We start from the raw sequence: 18,279 nt of genomic DNA, 5'->3' as shown, positions 1-18,279 counted from the left end.
ACCGTGTGCCCGGACACAGCGGGAATGCGCGCCCCTTAGGATCCGTTGGGTGGGGTGAGAGTCCTGAAAGGGGCTCCCCCGGCCCTTCGACGCAGTCCAGAGACGAGGAATCAAGCCGTGAGCGATGTCCGTAACGTGATCATCATCGGCTCCGGGCCCGCCGGTTACACGGCGGCGCTCTACACCGCGCGCGCGTCGCTGAAGCCGCTCGTGTTCGAGGGAGCCGTCACCGCAGGCGGTGCGCTCATGAACACGACCGAGGTCGAGAACTTCCCGGGCTTCCAGGACGGCATCATGGGCCCCGAGCTCATGGACAACATGCGCGGCCAGGCAGAGCGCTTCGGAGCCGAGCTCATCCCGGACGACATCGTCAACGTCGACCTGAGCGGTGAGATCAAGACCGTCACCGACACCGCCGGCACCGTCCACCGGGCGAAGGCCGTCATCGTCACCACCGGCTCGCAGCACCGCAAGCTCGGTCTGCCGAACGAGGACGCCCTCTCCGGCCGCGGCGTGTCCTGGTGCGCGACGTGCGACGGCTTCTTCTTCAGGGACCAGGACATCGCTGTGATCGGCGGCGGCGACACCGCGATGGAGGAAGCCACCTTCCTCTCCCGCTTCGCCAAGTCGGTGACGATCGTCCACCGTCGCGACACCCTGCGCGCCTCGAAGGCGATGCAGGACCGTGCCTTCGCCGACCCGAAGATCAAGTTCGTCTGGGACAGCGAGGTGGCCGAGGTCCAGGGCGAGCAGAAGCTGTCCGGCCTGAAGCTGCGCAACCTCAAGACCGGCGAGCTCTCGGACCTGGCGGTCACCGGCCTGTTCATCGCGATCGGCCATGACCCGCGCACCGAGCTGTTCAAGGGCCAGCTGGAGCTGGACGAGGAGGGCTACCTCAAGGTCGAAGCCCCCTCCACCCGGACCAACCTGACCGGTGTCTTCGGCGCCGGTGACGTGGTCGACCACACCTACCGCCAGGCGATCACCGCGGCCGGCACCGGCTGTTCCGCCGCCCTGGACGCCGAGCGCTTCCTCGCCGCCCTCGCGGACGAGGAGCAGGCCGAGCCCGAGAAGACCGCTGTCTGACCCCCACCCACCCCACGCACCACAGTTAAGGAGCCCGCCGTGGCCGGCACCCTGAAGAACGTTACCGACGACTCCTTCGAGCAGGACGTCCTCAAGAGCGACAAGCCCGTCCTGGTGGACTTCTGGGCCGCCTGGTGCGGTCCGTGCCGCCAGATCGCGCCCTCCCTCGAAGCGATCGCCGCCGAGCACGGCGACAAGATCGAGATCGTCAAGCTCAACATCGACGAGAACCCGGGTACGGCCGCCAAGTACGGCGTCATGTCCATCCCGACGCTGAACGTCTACCACAACGGCGAGGTCGCCAAGACCATCGTCGGCGCGAAGCCGAAGGCCGCGATCCTCCGCGACCTCGAGGACTTCATCGCCGAGTGATGTTTCACGTGAAACACGAATGGGCCAACCCTCTCGGGTTGGCCCATTCGCTTTAGAGGGGCCCGGAGCTATAGAGGGGCCCGGAGCACCGGTCAGAGAGGCCGCAGCACGGGCTCCTTCTGCACAGCCCCCAGCAGCCGGTCGATCGCCATCTCCACGTCTTCCTTCCAGGACAGCGTCGTGCGCAGTTCCAGCCGCAGGCGCGGAGACGTGGGGTGAGGGCGAACGGTCTTGAAGCCCACGGCCAGGAGATGATCTGCGGGCAGCACACACGCCGGCTCTTTCCAACGCGCGTCGCCGAATGCCTCGATGGCCTTGAAGCCCCGCCGCAGCAGATCCTTGGCCACCGTCTGGACCATCACCCGGCCCAGTCCCTGTCCCTGGTACCCGGGCATGATGAACGCCGTCATCAGCTGCACGGCATCCGGCGACACCGGACTCGTGGGGAACGCCGTCGAGCGCGGAACGTAAGCCGGAGGCGCATAGAGCACGAAGCCCACCGGCACGTCATCGACGTAGACGACCCGCCCGCAGGAGCCCCAGTCCAGGAGGACGGCGGAGATCCAGGCTTCCTTCTCCAGGGCCGGAGTGCCGGCTCTTACTGCGGCTTCACCGCTGACCGGGTCCAACTCCCAGAAGACACACGCGCGGCAGCGCTTGGGAAGGTCCGGAAGGTTGTCCAGCGTGAGCGGTACGAGCCGTCGCCCCATGAAGGCCGTTCCTCGCTTCCTTCGCCCGCGGCATCGCGAGCGGCTGTCAGGGCGCTCCGTTCCCTGAGCAGGCTGCCGACGAATCCGCCGACCGCGCCCAGCCCAAGACCCGCGCTCACCAATCCGGTGCGGCTCACCATTCGCATGGACCCCGCCCTCCCCTTAGAGGTCTGCCAGGTGGATGCGCCATACCCGAACGCATCGTATCCACGATGCGATTCCATCGATACCGCCAGAAAGCAAAGTGCGGGCCGTGTTCCGGTACACACCGGACACGGCCCGCATGGACAGACTGGGAAGGAAGCCCGGCCGGCTGGGCCTCAGGCCTCGTCCTCCTCTGCGTCGCCCTCCAGAAGGCTCTTCTGGAGGGCGAGCTTCTCGCCCGGAGCAAACGTGCTGAGGATCCGCTCGAGGTCCTCCGGAGAGGCGAACTCGACGGTGATCTTGCCCTTCTTCTGGCCCAGTTCGACCTTCACCCGAGTCTCGAAGCGGTCCGAGAGCCGGGTCGCGAGGTCGGACAGCGCCGGGGAGGGCACAGAGCCGGCCCGCGGCCCCCTGGAGCGCTGGGCCTTCTGCGGGCGGGAGCCCATCAGGGTCACGATCTCTTCGACGGACCGGACCGAGAGCCCTTCGGCGACCACCCGGTAGGCCAGCCGCTCCTGCTCCTCTGGGTCATCCACGGAGAGAAGCGCCCGCGCATGGCCGGCGGAGAGCACACCGGCGGCCACCCGGTTCTGGACCTTGGGCGTGAGCTTCAGCAGACGCAGGGTGTTGGAGACCTGCGGGCGAGAACGGCCGATGCGGTCCGCCAGCTGGTCGTGCGTGCAGTTGAAGTCCTTCAGCAGCTGATCGTAGGCAGCCGCCTCTTCGATCGGGTTCAGCTGAGCACGGTGCAGGTTCTCCAGGAGGGCGTCCAGGAGAAGCTTCTCGTCGTCCGTCGCCCGCACAATCGCCGGGATCGCCTCGAGGCCGGCCTCACGGCAGGCCCGCCAGCGACGCTCACCCATGATGAGCTCGTACCGTGCGAGGCCGATCTGCCGTACGACGATCGGCTGGAGGAGACCAACCTCCTGGATGGAGGTGACGAGCTCCTGCAGAGCGTCCTCGTCGAAGACCTCACGCGGCTGCCGTGGGTTCGGCGTGATCTCGTCGAGGGGGATCTCCGCGAAGTGGGCGCCCATGGGAGATGCGGGCGTCTCCACGGCACCGTTGAGCGAAGGCTCCTCGGTTTCATGTGAAACAGGCGGCAGCGTGGCCACCTTGGCCGCAGCTACGCCACGGTCACTCATCACCGGGACAGCAGCCGGGGACGTGGCCGCAGCGCCCCCCATCGCAGCCGGCGGCACCGTCTTCTCCGTCGGTGCAGCAGGGATCAGTGCGCCGAGACCACGACCCAAACCCCTCCGTCGCTCGCTCACTGGATCCCCTCCACCATGCTCGGGTTGCTCTGGGCGCCGAAGTGGGCGTTCGTCGGGTCGTAACTGACGCCGACACCCCTCAGCGCGATTTCTCGTGCCGCCTCAAGATAAGACAAGGCACCGCTCGATCCTGGATCGTAGGTCAGCACGGTCTGCCCGTAGCTCGGCGCCTCCGAGATACGGACCGAGCGGGGAATGCTCGTCCGCAGCACCTCGTCGCCGAAGTGGCTGCGCACCTCGTCCGCGACCTGGGACGCGAGCCGCGTCCGGCCGTCGTACATGGTGAGCAGGATCGTCGAGACATGCAGAGCGGGGTTGAGGTGCCCCCGCACCAGGTCGACGTTGCGCAACAGCTGGCCGAGGCCCTCCAGCGCGTAGTACTCGCACTGGATCGGGATCAGGACCTCCTGCCCGGCCACGAGTGCGTTGACCGTCAACAGGCCGAGCGAGGGTGGGCAGTCGATGAGGATGTAGTCCAGCGGCTGCTCGTAGGCCTGGATCGCCCGCTGCAGTCGACTTTCGCGTGCCACCAGGGACACCAGCTCGATCTCCGCACCGGCGAGATCGATCGTGGCCGGGGCACAGAAGAGACCCTCGACATCAGGGACCGGCTGGACGACCTCCGACAGCGGCTTGCTCTCGACCAACACGTCATAGATCGAGGGAACTTCTGCGTGATGGTCGATCCCCAGGGCCGTGGACGCATTGCCCTGCGGGTCGAGATCGATGACCAGTACACGGCCACCATGCAGAGCCAGCGACGCGGCAAGATTTACGGTCGTCGTCGTCTTGCCCACGCCCCCCTTCTGGTTGGCGACCACCATGACGCGGGTCTGCTCGGGCCGTGGAAGGCCCTCGCCGGCGCGGCCTAGAGCCTCCACCGCCAGTTGGGCAGCACGACCGATGGGAGTGTCGTCCATCGGGGGCGGTGTTTCACGTGAAACATCGTCCCCCATCGACTCGGTACGGGGACCGGGGACCGGATCGGTCATCGGTCCCGCGATGTTGGCGTCGGACCGCACGGATTCACTCTCCTCGACTTCAGGCTCGCAATGAACAGAGCCTCCCATGTCTTCGGGGTCGTGAACCAGTGAGGCCTGGTGTTCTGTGGAGAAATCCACCTCTGTGGACAACTCCGTGCCCCGCAAGGGGGGCGGAGCGTCATCGGAAGCACCTTCTCCGAGAGAACCGAGGGGTTGTCTATCTCGAGGTTCGGCCGCAGCGCGGCCGCGACTGATGATGCCGTGAAGCAGTGAGCGACGTTTCACGTGAAACACGATGCACAGCAGCCGAGGCCGAACTGTCGCGACACTCCGGCATGGGTAGGTTTGCCAGCTTGTGTGGAGTACGTCTCGTCGTCAGGACGGATCAGCGTCGTCGGCGAGCGCGTCCCGTCCTGGCTGCCTTCGCTCGCTTGGCTGCGAAGCGCACACCGCCCGGGCTCTCCCCGACCTCCACCCGGACGACCGTCGACATGGGATCCACGACGCCCTCACCGACATGCAGGATCGACGTCTCCACGGCGCCGAGTTTACTCAGGGCGGTCGCAGCGCTCTTCAGCTCCTCCTCGGCGGCGTCGCCCTTGAGGGCAAGCATCTCGCCGTATGGCCGCAGCAGCGGAATGCCCCAGGTGGCCAGTCGGTCCAGCGGTGCCACCGCACGTGCGGTCACGACATGCACCGGCGGCAGCTTCCCCATGACCTCCTCGGCACGGCCACGGACGACCGTCACATGGTCGAGTCCCAGCAGCTCCACGACCTCTGTCAGGAAGTTCGTCCGGCGCAGGAGGGGTTCCAGCAACGTGATCTTCAGGTCCTCCCTGACCAGCGCCAGGGGGATACCGGGCAGGCCCGCGCCCGAGCCGACGTCGCACACCATCACGCCCTCCGGGACGACCTCGGAGAGCACCGCGCAGTTCAGCAGGTGCCGCTCCCACAGGCGGGGCACCTCTCTCGGGCCGATCAACCCCCGCTGCACACCCGCCTCGGCGAGCAGTTCGGCGTAGCGGACCGCATCAGCGTAGCGATCGCCGAACACCTCACGTGCCTGCTCGGGCACAGGGGGAAGCTCCGCTGCCTCCGTCACGGGGGACCGTCCTTCCGTTCGCGCCGACGCGGCGAGCGCCGGCACCAGAACCACCAGAACTATTCAGGCTGACAAAGTTCGGCCCCGCCTGCGCGCAGACGGGGCCGGGGGAATGTAGAGGACCGATCAGGCGGGAAGCACAACGACGAACCGCTGCGGTTCCTCGCCCTCGGACTCGCTGCGCAGGCCCGCCGACTTGACCGCGTCGTGCACGACCTTGCGCTCGAACGGCGACATCGGCTTCAGCTTCACGGGCTCGCCCGTGCTCCTGACCTCGGCGGCGGCCTTGGCACCCAGCTCGGAGAGCTCGGCACGCTTCTTGGCCCGGTAACCCCCGATGTCCAGCATCAGCCGGCTGCGGTCTCCGGTCTCCCGGTGGACGGCCAGGCGCGTGAGCTCCTGCAGTGCCTCCAGCACCTCGCCGTCACGACCGACCAGCTTCTGCAGGTCTCGGCCGCCCGCGTCGCTGATGATCGAGACAGCGGCGCGGTCGGCCTCGACGTCCATGTCGATGTCGCCGTCGAGATCGGCGATGTCAAGCAGACCCTCGAGATAGTCCGCCGCGATCTCGCCCTCCTGCTCCAGGCGGGACAGGGTGTCTGCACCCTCGGCAGCGGCGGAGGTGGTGCCTTCCGTCACGGGATGGGCTCCTTCTTACTTCTTGGTCGGGGACTTGGGGCGCTGCGGACCGCCCTTGCGCTGCCCGGACTGGGCCTTACTACGGCTGCCACCGCCGGACTTCTGCGCGGTCTTCTTGGCAGCACCGGGCTTTTCGTCCTCGGGCTCGTCGGACTTCTCCAGGGACGTCGTCGGCTCACCGGCCTGCTTGGGACCGCCGTGCTGACGCTGGGACTTGCTCTGCCGCTTCGGCTGCTGCCGCTTGGCGGCGGCACCGGTGGTCGGCGTACCGTCCTCGGCCACTGTGGCGACAGCGCCCTCGCCCTTCAGCACGGTGCCGTCGGCCTGCGCCGCGAGCCCCGCCTTGCTCAGGCCGTTGATGAACTTGCGCTCGTGCTCGTTGCGGTCGCGTCCCTTGGCGACGATGGCCTTGACGATGGCGCGCTCACCGCGACCGCGGGTCTTGCCGTGGCTCGTGACGTGCTTGGTCAGACGCTCCAGGTACGCGGCCTGCGCCTTGGACCCCGGGGTCGGGTTGTTGCGGATGACGTACATCTGCTGGCCCATGGTCCACACGTTGGTGGTCAGCCAGTAGACGAGGACACCGACCGGGAAGTTGATGCCGAAGACGGCGAACATCACCGGGAAGATGTACATCAGCATCTTCTGCTGCTGCATGAACGGCGTCTTCACCGTGGTGTCGACGTTCTTCGTCATCAGCTGACGCTGCGTGTAGAACTGCGACGCCGACATCAGGACGATCATGACCGCGGTGACGATGCGGACGGTGACCAGCGACGCATCGAGCGCGGCGACATCGGCGGAGCTGTCGGTGAACTTCGCGGCCAGCGGAGCACCGAAGATGTGTGCCTTCTGCGCGCTCTGCAACAGGCTCTCGTTGATGACACCGACGGTGTCGTTGTTCGCGATGCTGTTGAGCACGTGGTACAGGGCGAAGAAGAACGGCGACTGCGCCAGGATGGGAAGGCACGAGGAGAGCGGGTTGGTACCCGTCTCCTTGTACAGCTTCATCATCTCTTCGGACTGGCGCTGTTTGTCGTTCTTGTAGCGCTCTTGGATCTTCTTCATCTCGGGCTGCAGCGTCTGCATGGCCCGGGTCGCCTTGATCTGCTTCACGAAGAGCGGGATCAGGCAGATACGGATCAGAATCACCAGGGACACGATGGACAGCCCCCAGGCCCACCCGGTGTCAGGGCCGAAGATGGCGCCGTACACCGAGTGGAACTGGACGATGACCCAGGAAACGGGTGTCGTGATGAAGCTGAAGAAGCTGGCAATCGTGTCCACTAATCATGCTCCTTGGGCATGGGGCGAGGTCTCTGCGGCCGGGCTCGAAGGAACCTTCTCTTCGGTGGCCGTTTCGGCGGCGGAGGGCCCGCCCTTGCGTGCGCGCCAAGCGTTGCGCAGCAACTCGTGCCACCGCGGGCGCTTGCGTGGCGGGACATGGTCCACACCACCCAGCGACCACGGATTGCACCGCAGAATGCGCCAGGCGGTGAGCGCCGTGCCCTTGATCGCACCGTGCCGGTCTATGGCGGTGTAGCCGTAGTGGGAGCACGACGGGTAGTACTTGCACACCGGCCCGAGCAGTGGACTGATCGTCCACTGGTACAGCTTGATCAGAGCCAGCAGTGGGTACTTCATCGCGCGCCCCTTCCCAGCAGCCGCTGCAGAGCGGCGTCCAGGTCTTGGGCCAGCTGTGCATGGTCGGCGTCACCCGCACCGGGCAGCGCTCGTACGACTACCAGGCTACCGGGGGGCAGCTGGTCGACTCGGTCGCGCATCAGATGGCGAAGCCTGCGCTTCACCTTGTTCCGCACGACCGCGCCACCCACTGCCTTGCTCACGACGAAACCCGCACGCGTCGGGGGAGCGCTCTCCCCAGGCGCGTGCGGGTCCGTGGCACCGCTACGAAAGTGGACGACGAGAGTCGGGCGTCCAGCCCGGCGTCCTCGTCGTACCGCGGTCGCGAAGTCCTCGCGCCGCCTCAGCCGATGCTCGGTAGGCAGCACGACGTCATGACCTGATCAGAATCAGGCGGACAGGCTGGCGCGACCCTTGCTGCGGCGGTTCGCCAGAATCGCGCGGCCGGCACGGGTGCGCATCCGCAGGCGGAAGCCGTGGGTCTTCGCGCGACGACGGTTGTTCGGCTGGAAGGTGCGCTTGCTCACTCGGGGGCTCCAGAAATCATTGGTAGTGGCGGGGTGCCGTCTTGGCTGTCACCGTGCGCCCACGAGTAGCTCGCGTTAACGCCCGAGTGCACCGCTTCCCGATCACCTGACGCGATCTGTGCCCATCGGAGGCAGGCGGCAGCAGCCATCGACAACTCGACCTGGTTACGGTACGCGCGGCTACGCCATCCGGTCAAACCAGAGGTCACTAGGAGACACTATCCACAGGCTGGGGACAACAACTTGAACCGCACCCACCGCCCTGACTACCGTGACTGGACTCCGATTCGTTCCCTTGTCTCCTTGATTCGGGCTCCGCCCGGTTTGAATCCCGACCCGTCCCACAATCACACGTTCGTGGGACCCGTGAGAGAGCGTGCCCTGTGGCTGACGTACCTGCCGATCTTGCCGCAGTGTGGCCACGAGTACTCGAGCAACTCCTCGGTGAAGGTCGCGGCCAGGGTGTCGAGGTGAAGGACGAGCACTGGATCCGGCGCTGCCAGCCGCTCGCGCTGGTCGCCGACACCGCGTTGCTCGCCGTGCCGAACGAATTTGCGAAGGGCGTACTGGAGGGCCGCCTGGCCCCCATCGTCAGCGAGACCCTGAGCCGCGAGTGCGGCCGTCCGATCCGCATCGCGATCACCGTCGACGACTCCGCCGGCGAGCCCCCGGCCCCGCCGGCGCCCCCCGCCCCGCCCCAGTCGCGCTACGAGGAGCCCGAACTCCCCTCGTACGAGGGCTACGGCCGCCACCGCGCCGATGATCAGCGATCCGGCGACCAGCTGCCCACCGCCCGCCCGGCCTACCCGAGCGAGTACCAGCGCCCCGAACCCGGCCCCGGCAGCTGGCCGCGCCCGAGCCAGGACGATTACGGCTGGCAGCAGCAGCGGCTCGGCTTCCCGGAGCGGGACCCGTACGCGTCGCCGTCGCAGGACTCCTACGGCCAGGACTCGTACCAGCAGGACTCCTACGGCCCACCCGCCCAGGACTACCGGCCGCAGCCGATGGAGCGGTCGTCGTACGACGGGCACCGCCCCGACTACGAGCAGCACCGCCCCGAATACGAACAGCAGCGGCCGGACTACGACCAACCACGCGCCGACTACGACCGCGACGCCCGGCGTGACCTGGACGCCCGCCGTGGCCTCGACTCCCGCCGCGACCGGCCCGAGCCGCCCTCCGGCTCCGGCCATGTGCACCGCGGCGGCCCCGTCGGCTCGAACCTGCCGACCACCGGCGCCCCCGGCCCGCTGGCCGCGCAGCCCGCGCCGGCGCCCGGGCCCGGCGAGCCGACCGCGCGCCTGAACCCGAAGTACCTCTTCGACACGTTCGTCATCGGCGCCTCCAACCGCTTCGCGCACGCGGCCGCGGTCGCCGTCGCCGAGGCGCCCGCGAAGGCTTACAACCCCCTCTTCATCTACGGGGAGTCGGGGCTCGGCAAGACGCACCTGCTGCACGCGATCGGACACTACGCGCGGAGCCTGTACTCCGGCACGCGCGTGCGATACGTGAGCTCGGAGGAGTTCACAAACGAGTTCATCAACTCCATCCGCGACGGCAAGGGCGACAGCTTCCGCAAGCGCTACCGCGAGATGGACATCCTGCTCGTCGACGACATCCAGTTCCTCGCGGACAAGGAGTCGACGCAGGAGGAGTTCTTCCACACCTTCAATACCCTCCACAACGCCAACAAGCAGATCGTGCTCTCCAGCGACCGGCCGCCCAAGCAGCTGGTCACCCTGGAGGACCGGCTGCGGAACCGTTTCGAGTGGGGCCTGATCACCGACGTCCAGCCGCCCGAGCTGGAAACGCGCATCGCGATCCTGCGCAAGAAGGCGGTCCAGGAGCAGCTCAACGCCCCGCCGGAGGTCCTGGAGTTCATCGCCTCCCGCATCTCGCGCAACATCCGCGAGCTGGAGGGCGCGCTGATCCGGGTGACGGCGTTCGCCTCGCTCAACAAGCAGCCGGTCGACCTGGGACTGACGGAGATCGTCCTCAAGGACCTGATCCCCGGCGGCGACGGCGCGACGCCGGAGATCACGTCGACGGCCATCATGAGCGCCACGGCCGACTACTTCGGTCTCACCGTCGAGGACCTGTGCGGCAGCTCCCGCGGCCGCCAGCTGGTCACGGCCCGGCAGATCGCCATGTACCTGTGCCGTGAGCTGACGGACCTGTCGCTGCCGAAGATCGGTGCGCTGTTCGGCGGCCGCGACCACACCACGGTGATGCACGCCGACCGCAAGATCCGCAATCTGATGGCCGAGCGTCGTGCCATCTACAACCAGGTCACCGAGCTCACGAACCGCATCAAGAACGGCTGACCGACCCAGCGATACGCACGCAAGGGCGCCCCCGGTGGAAGACATCGGGGGCGCCCTTCGTCATGTCGCGGTTGTCGGCTGTTCGAATACTTGCCGCGTTACGGCCACTCTCCACAGATTCGGCGACTTTCTGCCGTCCACATCCTGGGGACTGGGAAGTTGTCCAGACTGTGTCCACAGAGGCCTCTGTTGAAAGACCATCAGACCAGGTCAACTGCCTGTGGATTCGTGGACGAACGATCTCCACAGACTGTGGACAGCGAGACGATCCACAGGCTGTGCATCAAGTTGTCCACCGGCAACCCACAGGCTGGAGCCAGTTGTCCCCAGTGATCCCCAGCTTCTCCACATCACTGTCCACTGTTCGGCAACGCGACGCGCCTTCTCACCGGCGCGAGTGAAAGGCGTCACACGAAGGTGCCGGGTTGGCCTGTGGGAAAGGTGGGTAAAGCTGGGGACGGCGCTGGGGAGAAGTCGCCTCAGGCTGTGCATGGGGTGTGCAGAACTTTCCGTTCTCCACAGAAACACCTGGTTGTCCACTGGCGTCGCCCACAGGACCCGTGGACAAAATCTTGCCTCTGAGCTGGGCAAACGCGGTTATCCACGGTTTCCACAGGCCCTACTACTACTCCCAACTAGAGAGAGCTGGGAATCCGTTTCGAAGAGGGTCCTGTGCACAACTCGCTGTCCGGCTCCCGGCTGCCCCTCGTCACGACTTGACCCCGAGAGGCACCTACTGTCAGTGGGGTGCGTCAGACTGTTCCCGGTGTCCTTCCCGTCACTGGGGCCGACGACACCGAGACAGACGACGAAGCCAGGCAGGCCGAGAAGCGCCGGCAACAGCAGGAGGCGGCAACAGTGAAGATCCGGGTGGAACGCGACGTACTCGCGGAGGCAGTGGCCTGGGCGGCACGCAGCCTCCCGGCCCGTCCGCCGGCGCCGGTCCTCGCCGGCCTCCTCCTCAAGGCCGAGGACGGCCAGCTGAGCCTGTCCAGCTTCGACTACGAGGTCTCCGCGCGGGTGAGCGTCGAGGCCGAGGTCGAGGAGGAGGGCACGGTCCTGGTCTCCGGCCGCCTGCTGGCCGACATCTGCCGCGCTCTGCCCAACCGACCGGTGGAGATTTCCACAGACGGTGTACGGGCGACCGTGGTCTGCGGCTCCTCGCGGTTCACACTCCACACCCTGCCTGTGGAGGAGTACCCGGCGCTGCCGCAGATGCCGACGGCGACCGGCACCGTCCCCGGTGAGGTCTTCGCCTCCGCCGCCGCCCAGGTGGCCATCGCCGCCGGCCGCGACGACACGCTGCCCGTCCTCACCGGTGTGCGCATCGAGATCGAGGGCGACACCGTCACGCTGGCCTCCACCGACCGCTACCGCTTCGCCGTCCGCGAGTTCCTGTGGAAGCCGGAGAACCCGGAGGCGTCCGCGGTTGCCCTGGTGCCCGCGAAGACGCTCCTGGACACCGCCAAGGCGCTCACGAGCGGCGACAGCGTCACCCTGGCGCTGTCCGGCTCGGGTGCCGGCGAGGGCCTGATCGGTTTCGAGGGCGCCGGCCGTCGGACGACGACCCGTCTCCTGGAGGGCGACCTCCCCAAGTACCGCTCGCTGTTCCCGACGGAGTTCAACAGCATCGCCGTGATCGAGACCGCCCCCTTTGTGGAGGCCGTCAAGCGCGTGGCCCTGGTCGCCGAGCGCAACACCCCGGTGCGGCTCAGCTTCGAGCAGGGCGTGCTCATCCTGGAGGCCGGTTCCAGCGACGACGCACAGGCTGTGGAAAGGGTCGACGCCCAGCTGGAGGGCGACGACGTGTCGATCGCCTTCAACCCGACCTTCCTGCTGGACGGCCTGAGCGCCATCGACTCCCCGGTCGCCCAGCTGTCGTTCACGACGTCCACGAAGCCCGCGCTGCTCAGCGGCAAGCCGGCGCTGGACGCCGAGGCGGACGAGGCCTACAAGTACCTGATCATGCCGGTGCGGCTGAGCGGCTGAGCGGCTGAGCGGCTGCCGAGGTCGGCGCCGCGGTTGTCCACAGCGTCCCCAGCACCGGTGGATCACCGGGCCTGGGGACGAGCTGTCGGGCGAAGCCGCAGGTGAGGGCGTACGTATGAGCGCCTATGCCCACGGATGTGCGCGTGCGTCCGGGTTTAGGCTCGTACGCGGGTACGAAGGTGCCCCACACGCCACAGCAACCTAAGGAACAACTGATGGAGCTCGGTCTCGTCGGCCTCGGCAAGATGGGCGGCAACATGCGCGAGCGGATCCGCCGCGCAGGCCACACCGTCGTCGGATACGACCGCAACCCGGACCTCGCGGATGCCCACAACCTCGAAGAGCTTGTGGGCAAGCTCCCCGGGCCGCGTGTGATCTGGGTGATGGTCCCGGCAGGTGCCCCGACCCAGTCGACCATCGACGAGCTCGCCGAGCTGCTGGAGCCCGGTGACGTCGTGGTGGACGGCGGGAACTCCCGCTGGACGGACGACGAGCGGCACGCCGAGGAGCTGGCGGCCAAGGGCATCGGATTCGTCGACTGCGGCGTCTCCGGCGGCGTCTGGGGCCTGCAGAACGGCTACGCGCTGATGTACGGCGGCGACGCGGAGAACGTCGCCAAGGTGCAGCCCATATTCGACGCCCTCAAGCCGGAGGGCGACCGCGGCGCTGTACACGCCGGCAAGGTCGGCGCGGGGCACTTCGCGAAGATGGTCCACAACGGGATCGAGTACGCGATGATGCAGGCCTACGCCGAGGGCTGGGAGCTGCTGGAGAAGGTCGACTCCGTGACCGACGTCCGGGAGATCTTCCGCTCCTGGCAGGAGGGCACGGTGATCCGTTCCTGGCTGCTGGACCTCGCGGTGAACGCCCTCGACGAGGACGAGCACCTGGACAAGCTCAGGGGTTATGCACAGGACTCCGGCGAGGGACGCTGGACTGTGGAAGCAGCCATCGACCACGCGGTGCCGCTGCCGGCGATCACCGCGTCGCTGTTCGCGCGGTTCGCGTCCCGCCAGGACGACTCCCCGCAGATGAAGATGATCGCGGCGCTGCGGAACCAGTTCGGCGGCCACGCGGTCGAGAAGAAGTGACCGGTGGAGCACAAGTGACCGTCGGGACGGAAGTGCCCGTCGGAGACCGGAGAAAGTAATCCACACCCTGGGGATGGCACCCTGGCACCCCCAGGAGTGACCCGGTTGTCCACAACTGGGGACAGTCGAACCACATGTTGGGGGAGGTCGGCGAACGACCATGCACGTCACGCATCTGTCGCTGGCCGACTTCCGCTCGTACGCCCGGGTCGAAGTCCCGCTCGACCCGGGCGTCACCGCCTTCGTCGGACCCAACGGCCAGGGCAAGACCAACCTCGTCGAGGCCGTCGGCTATCTCGCCACCCTCGGCAGCCACCGGGTCTCCTCCGACGCACCCCTCGTCCGCATGGGCGCCGACCGGGCGGTCATCCGGGCGCAGGTGCGGCAGGGCGAGCGGCAGCAGCTGGTCGAGCTGGAGCTGAACCCCGGCAAGGCCAATCGGGCCCGTATCAACAGGTCCTCGCAGGTCAGACCCCGTGACGTGCTCGGCATCGTCCGGACCGTCCTGTTCGCCCCGGAGGACCTCGCCCTGGTCAAGGGCGATCCAGGCGAGCGGCGCCGCTTCCTGGACGAGCTGATCACCGCCCGTACCCCGCGCATGGCCGGCGTCCGCTCCGACTACGAGCGGGTCCTCAAGCAGCGCAACACGCTCCTGAAGTCGGCCGCGCTGGCCCGTCGGCACGGCGGCCGTTCCATGGACCTGTCCACCCTCGACGTCTGGGACCAGCATCTCGCCCGCGTGGGCGCCGAGTTGCTCGCCCAGCGCCTGGATCTGATCGCGACGATCCAGCCGCTGGCCGACAAGGCGTACGAGCAACTGGCCCCCGGCGGCGGCCCCATCGCGCTGGACTACAAGCCGTCGGCTCCCGGCGAGGCCCACACGCGCGAGGACCTCTTCGAGCAGCTGATGGCGGCGATCGCCGAGGCCCGCAAGCAGGAGATCGAGCGGGGTGTCACCCTCGTAGGCCCTCATCGGGACGATTTGCTTCTCAAACTCGGTCAGCTGCCCGCCAAGGGATACGCCTCGCACGGCGAGTCCTGGTCCTATGCGCTGGCGCTCCGTCTGGCCTCGTACGACCTGCTGCGGGCCGAGGGCAACGAACCGGTGCTGGTCCTGGACGACGTCTTCGCGGAGCTGGACACTCGGCGCCGTGAGCGCCTGGCCGAGCTGGTCGCGCCCGGCGAGCAGGTCCTGGTGACCGCTGCGGTCGACGACGACGTACCGCACGTGCTGACGGGGGCGCGGTACACGGTGTCCGAGGGGATGGTGGAGCGCGTATGAGCGAGAAGCCGTCCGCGAAGGACAACGAGGGCTCTCCCCGGAAGGCCCCCGAACCCTCGGGTGTCGACCTCGCGCGCGTGGCGCTCAGGGCGGCCAAGGAGCAGGCACGCGCGCGCGGCGACGCGGCGCAGCAGAAGAAGCAGGCGCGGCGCGGTGGCCTGCGCTCCGGCGCGCGGGCGGACGGCCGCGACCCCATGGCGCTCGGCTCCGCCATCAACCGCTTGATCACCGAGCGGGGCTGGGAGGCCCCGGCCGCGGTGGGCGGTGTGATGGGCCGCTGGCCGCAGATCGTCGGCGAGGACGTCGCCAAGCACTGCGTGCCGGAGAAGTACGACGAGGACGAGCGGACTCTGATCGTGCGCTGCGACTCGACGGCCTGGGCGACGAATCTGCGGCTGCTCGCGCCGACGCTGGTCGCCCGTCTCAACGAGGACCTCGGGCATGGCGCGGTGCGGCAGATCAAGGTGCAGGGTCCCAACGGCCCGGCGCGCCGCTACGGCCCGCTGCGCGCTCCCGGCAGCACGGGGCCCGGCGACACCTACGGGTGATCGGACCGGCGGGAGGACGCGTCAGGGGCTTCCGGAACCGCCGTCACAGCAGTCTCCACAGCCCCGTCGGCCACAGGTGACTGACATCACACCAGCAGGCATCAGTGGTCGCTGACCACCACCGCTGACCTCGTCCTCGTGCAACCGCACGCGGTTGCGAATCGCGACCTGACTCCTAAGTAGCAAAGGGTTGACGGCCGGAAGCGCTGAGTGGCTCTGTGAGCCTCTTGGAGCCCCCATCCGTATATCGGGAGTCGGCGGAGCCAGGTTCAGGGCGGCACATGCGGACTCAGGTACCGGCAAACCCCCATCACTGTCGGCGCTACCGGTAGACTGGAGGCTAATCCCGCCCCAATCGTGGGGACCGCCGGGAAAAGCTGAGCAACGCTGATCAAGGCTTACCAACGCAACATGCCGCAGCCGCTCCGGCAACCCGCCGACGAGCCTGGCTTGTGCTGTGCCAGAAAGGGCGCTTCGTGGCCGATTCCGGCAACCCCAACGAGAACATCCCGTCCACCGACGCCGGCGCCAACGGCGCGATGACCTCGTCGAACGGCGAGGTCACCGCCTCGTACGACGCCAGCGCCATCACCGTCCTCGAGGGTCTGGACGCGGTTCGCAAGCGACCCGGTATGTACATCGGCTCGACCGGTGAGCGCGGACTTCACCACCTGGTGCAGGAGGTCGTCGACAACTCCGTCGACGAGGCGCTGGCCGGGCACGCGGACACGATCGACGTGACGATCCTCGCCGACGGCGGTGTACGGGTCGTGGACAACGGCCGTGGCATCCCGGTGGGCATCGTGCCGTCCGAGGGCAAGCCGGCCGTCGAGGTCGTGCTGACCGTGCTCCACGCGGGCGGCAAGTTCGGCGGCGGCGGCTACGCGGTCTCCGGCGGTCTGCACGGCGTGGGTGTCTCCGTCGTGAACGCCCTGTCGACCAAAGTCTCCGTCGAGATCAAGACCGACGGCCACCGCTGGACGCAGGACTACAAGTTGGGCGTGCCGACGGCCCCGCTTGCCCAGCACGAGGCCACGGACGAGCACGGCACCACGGTCACCTTCTGGGCCGACCCGGACATCTTCGAGACCACCGAGTACTCCTTCGAGACGCTCTCGCGGCGTTTCCAGGAGATGGCGTTCCTCAACAAGGGTCTGCGGATCAACCTCACCGACGAGCGTGAGTCGGCGAAGGCCACGGCCGGTGCGGACGAGGCGGGCGAGGACGAGAAGCACGAGGTCAGGAGCGTCTCGTACCACTACGAGGGCGGCATCGTCGACTTCGTGAAGTACCTCAACTCCCGCAAGGGAGACGTGGTGCACCCCACCGTGATCGACCTCGAGGCCGAGGACAGGGACAAGAGCCTTTCCCTCGAGCTCGCCATGCAGTGGAACGGCGGTTACAGCGAGGGTGTGTACTCCTTCGCCAACATCATCCACACGCATGAGGGCGGTACGCACGAAGAGGGCTTCCGCGCCGCGCTGACCTCGCTGATCAACAAGTATGCGCGTGACAAGAAGCTGCTGCGTGAGAAGGACGACAACCTCACGGGTGACGACATCCGCGAGGGTCTGACGGCGATCATCTCGGTGAAGCTGAGCGAGCCGCAGTTCGAGGGCCAGACCAAGACCAAGCTGGGCAACACCGAGGTGAAGACCTTCGTGCAGAAGGTCGTCTACGAGCACCTCAACGACTGGCTGGACCGCAACCCGGTCGAGGCCGCGGACATCATCCGCAAGGGAATCCAGGCGGCCACCGCGCGCGTGGCGGCCCGCAAGGCCCGTGACCTGACGCGTCGCAAGGGGCTGCTGGAGACGGCGTCCCTGCCGGGGAAGCTCTCCGACTGCCAGTCGAACGACCCCACCAAGTGCGAGATCTTCATCGTCGAGGGTGACTCCGCCGGCGGCTCGGCCAAGTCCGGCCGCAACCCTGAGGTCCAGGCGATCCTCCCGATCCGGGGCAAGATCCTCAACGTCGAGAAGGCGCGGATCGACAAGATCCTGCAGAACCAGGAGATCCAGGCGCTGATCTCGGCCTTCGGTACCGGAGTCCACGAGGACTTCGACATCGAGAAGCTGCGCTATCACAAGATCATCCTGATGGCGGACGCCGACGTCGACGGCCAGCACATCAACACCCTGCTGCTGACCTTCCTGTTCCGCTTCATGCGGCCGCTGGTCGAGGCCGGGCACGTGTTCCTGTCCCGTCCCCCGCTCTACAAGATCAAGTGGGGCCGGGACGAGATCGACTACGCGTACTCCGACCGTGAGCGCGACGCACTGCTGGAGATGGGCCGCCAGCGCGGCAAGCGCGTCCGCGAGGACTCGATCCAGCGCTTCAAGGGTCTCGGCGAGATGAACGCCGAAGAGCTGCGCATCACGACGATGGACCAGGAGCACCGCGTCCTCGGCCAGGTCACCCTCGACGACGCCGCCCAGGCCGACGACCTGTTCTCGGTCCTCATGGGCGAGGACGTGGAGGCTCGCCGCCAGTTCATCCAGCGCAACGCCAAGGACGTCCGCTTCCTCGACATCTGAGTCGGTCTCAGCTGACCGCACCAGGAA

Annotated in this window: 17 protein-coding genes; 8 read left to right on the top strand and 9 right to left on the bottom strand. The window is 67.5% G+C overall.

All coding sequences use genetic code 11. The features are described from left to right. Window positions 1-117: 117 nt before the first annotated feature. Window positions 118-1,086, top strand: coding sequence for a thioredoxin-disulfide reductase (trxB, locus tag ACZ7M7_RS27960; RefSeq protein ID WP_383608292.1), 969 nt, complete (start codon window positions 118-120; stop codon window positions 1,084-1,086). 39 nt (window positions 1,087-1,125) lie between these two features. Further along, window positions 1,126-1,458: a thioredoxin gene (gene trxA, locus ACZ7M7_RS27955; protein WP_031484651.1), complete on the top strand. Its 333-nt coding sequence runs from the start codon at window positions 1,126-1,128 to the stop codon at window positions 1,456-1,458. Between the two features lie 92 nt (window positions 1,459-1,550). Here trxA and ACZ7M7_RS27950 read toward each other — a convergent pair whose 3' ends face one another. The 9 genes from ACZ7M7_RS27950 to rpmH form a co-directional block, all read right to left on the bottom strand. Further along, window positions 1,551-2,168 (bottom strand): GNAT family N-acetyltransferase, encoded by a 618-nt coding sequence (locus ACZ7M7_RS27950; RefSeq protein ID WP_406200225.1) that lies wholly within the window; start codon window positions 2,166-2,168, stop codon window positions 1,551-1,553. Between the two features lie 320 nt (window positions 2,169-2,488). Continuing rightward, window positions 2,489-3,586 carry a ParB/RepB/Spo0J family partition protein gene (locus ACZ7M7_RS27945; protein ID WP_427843624.1) on the bottom strand — a complete coding sequence of 366 codons (1,098 nt, stop codon included), beginning with the start codon at window positions 3,584-3,586 and terminating at the stop codon, window positions 2,489-2,491. After that, window positions 3,583-4,656 carry a ParA family protein gene (locus ACZ7M7_RS27940; protein ID WP_472121719.1) on the bottom strand — a complete coding sequence of 358 codons (1,074 nt, stop codon included), beginning with the start codon at window positions 4,654-4,656 and terminating at the stop codon, window positions 3,583-3,585. The genes ACZ7M7_RS27945 and ACZ7M7_RS27940 overlap by 4 nt, the downstream gene beginning before the upstream one ends. A 298-nt stretch (window positions 4,657-4,954) precedes the next feature. Beyond that, complete coding sequence (rsmG, locus tag ACZ7M7_RS27935) at window positions 4,955-5,671, bottom strand: 16S rRNA (guanine(527)-N(7))-methyltransferase RsmG (RefSeq protein WP_383608298.1); 717 nt, start codon at window positions 5,669-5,671, stop codon at window positions 4,955-4,957. 126 nt (window positions 5,672-5,797) lie between these two features. Next, window positions 5,798-6,310: a Jag family protein gene (locus ACZ7M7_RS27930; RefSeq protein WP_369272170.1), complete on the bottom strand. Its 513-nt coding sequence runs from the start codon at window positions 6,308-6,310 to the stop codon at window positions 5,798-5,800. 15 nt (window positions 6,311-6,325) lie between these two features. Then, the gene (yidC, locus tag ACZ7M7_RS27925) at window positions 6,326-7,597 is read right to left on the bottom strand and encodes a membrane protein insertase YidC (protein WP_383608300.1); all 1,272 of its coding nucleotides are present in this window, start codon (window positions 7,595-7,597) and stop codon (window positions 6,326-6,328) included. A gap of 3 nt (window positions 7,598-7,600) precedes the next feature. After that, entirely contained in the window at window positions 7,601-7,954 is a 354-nt protein-coding gene (yidD, locus tag ACZ7M7_RS27920; protein WP_383608302.1) for a membrane protein insertion efficiency factor YidD, read from the bottom strand. Then, window positions 7,951-8,322 (bottom strand): ribonuclease P protein component, encoded by a 372-nt coding sequence (gene rnpA / locus ACZ7M7_RS27915; RefSeq protein WP_472121315.1) that lies wholly within the window; start codon window positions 8,320-8,322, stop codon window positions 7,951-7,953. The genes yidD and rnpA overlap by 4 nt, the downstream gene beginning before the upstream one ends. A gap of 21 nt (window positions 8,323-8,343) precedes the next feature. After that, window positions 8,344-8,481 carry a 50S ribosomal protein L34 gene (rpmH, locus tag ACZ7M7_RS27910; protein ID WP_005482975.1) on the bottom strand — a complete coding sequence of 46 codons (138 nt, stop codon included), beginning with the start codon at window positions 8,479-8,481 and terminating at the stop codon, window positions 8,344-8,346. A 383-nt stretch (window positions 8,482-8,864) separates the two neighbouring features. Here rpmH and dnaA point away from each other — a divergent pair, with 383 nt between their 5' ends. The 6 genes from dnaA to gyrB all read left to right on the top strand — a co-directional run bounded on the left by dnaA (window position 8,865) and on the right by gyrB (window position 18,252). Continuing rightward, complete coding sequence (gene dnaA / locus ACZ7M7_RS27905; RefSeq protein WP_383608306.1) at window positions 8,865-10,805, top strand: chromosomal replication initiator protein DnaA; 1,941 nt, start codon at window positions 8,865-8,867, stop codon at window positions 10,803-10,805. A gap of 858 nt (window positions 10,806-11,663) precedes the next feature. Beyond that, window positions 11,664-12,794 carry a DNA polymerase III subunit beta gene (dnaN, locus tag ACZ7M7_RS27900; RefSeq protein ID WP_266824758.1) on the top strand — a complete coding sequence of 377 codons (1,131 nt, stop codon included), beginning with the start codon at window positions 11,664-11,666 and terminating at the stop codon, window positions 12,792-12,794. Between the two features lie 215 nt (window positions 12,795-13,009). Beyond that, window positions 13,010-13,885, top strand: a complete 876-nt coding sequence (gene gnd / locus ACZ7M7_RS27895) for a phosphogluconate dehydrogenase (NAD(+)-dependent, decarboxylating) (protein ID WP_472121310.1) — start codon at window positions 13,010-13,012, stop codon at window positions 13,883-13,885. Window positions 13,886-14,045: 160 nt separating this feature from the next. Further along, complete coding sequence (gene recF / locus ACZ7M7_RS27890) at window positions 14,046-15,167, top strand: DNA replication/repair protein RecF (protein WP_383628850.1); 1,122 nt, start codon at window positions 14,046-14,048, stop codon at window positions 15,165-15,167. After that, window positions 15,164-15,715 carry a DciA family protein gene (locus ACZ7M7_RS27885; RefSeq protein WP_383608311.1) on the top strand — a complete coding sequence of 184 codons (552 nt, stop codon included), beginning with the start codon at window positions 15,164-15,166 and terminating at the stop codon, window positions 15,713-15,715. Before recF ends, ACZ7M7_RS27885 begins: the two co-directional genes overlap by 4 nt. Before the next feature lie 476 nt (window positions 15,716-16,191). After that, window positions 16,192-18,252, top strand: a complete 2,061-nt coding sequence (gene gyrB / locus ACZ7M7_RS27880) for a DNA topoisomerase (ATP-hydrolyzing) subunit B (RefSeq protein WP_472121304.1) — start codon at window positions 16,192-16,194, stop codon at window positions 18,250-18,252. The last annotated feature ends 27 nt before the right edge of the window (window positions 18,253-18,279 follow it).

Source organism: Streptomyces sp. NPDC111606, assembly GCF_055656945.1.
The sequence above is the reverse complement of the archived record's forward strand: the minus strand, read 5'-3'. Positions and strand labels throughout refer to the sequence as shown.

Bases quoted from the DNA above. Each gene is read 5' to 3' on its own strand.
- ACZ7M7_RS27885 (WP_383608311.1), top strand. From the start codon at position 15,164: ATGAGCGAGAAGCCGTCCGCGAAGGACAACGAGGGCTCTCCCCGGAAG.
- ACZ7M7_RS27940 (WP_472121719.1), bottom strand. From the start codon at position 4,656: ATGGGAGGCTCTGTTCATTGCGAGCCTGAAGTCGAGGAGAGTGAATCC.
- gnd (WP_472121310.1), top strand. From the start codon at position 13,010: ATGGAGCTCGGTCTCGTCGGCCTCGGCAAGATGGGCGGCAACATGCGC.
- ACZ7M7_RS27950 (WP_406200225.1), bottom strand. From the start codon at position 2,168: ATGGGGCGACGGCTCGTACCGCTCACGCTGGACAACCTTCCGGACCTT.
- recF (WP_383628850.1), top strand. From the start codon at position 14,046: ATGCACGTCACGCATCTGTCGCTGGCCGACTTCCGCTCGTACGCCCGG.
- yidD (WP_383608302.1), bottom strand. From the start codon at position 7,954: ATGAAGTACCCACTGCTGGCTCTGATCAAGCTGTACCAGTGGACGATC.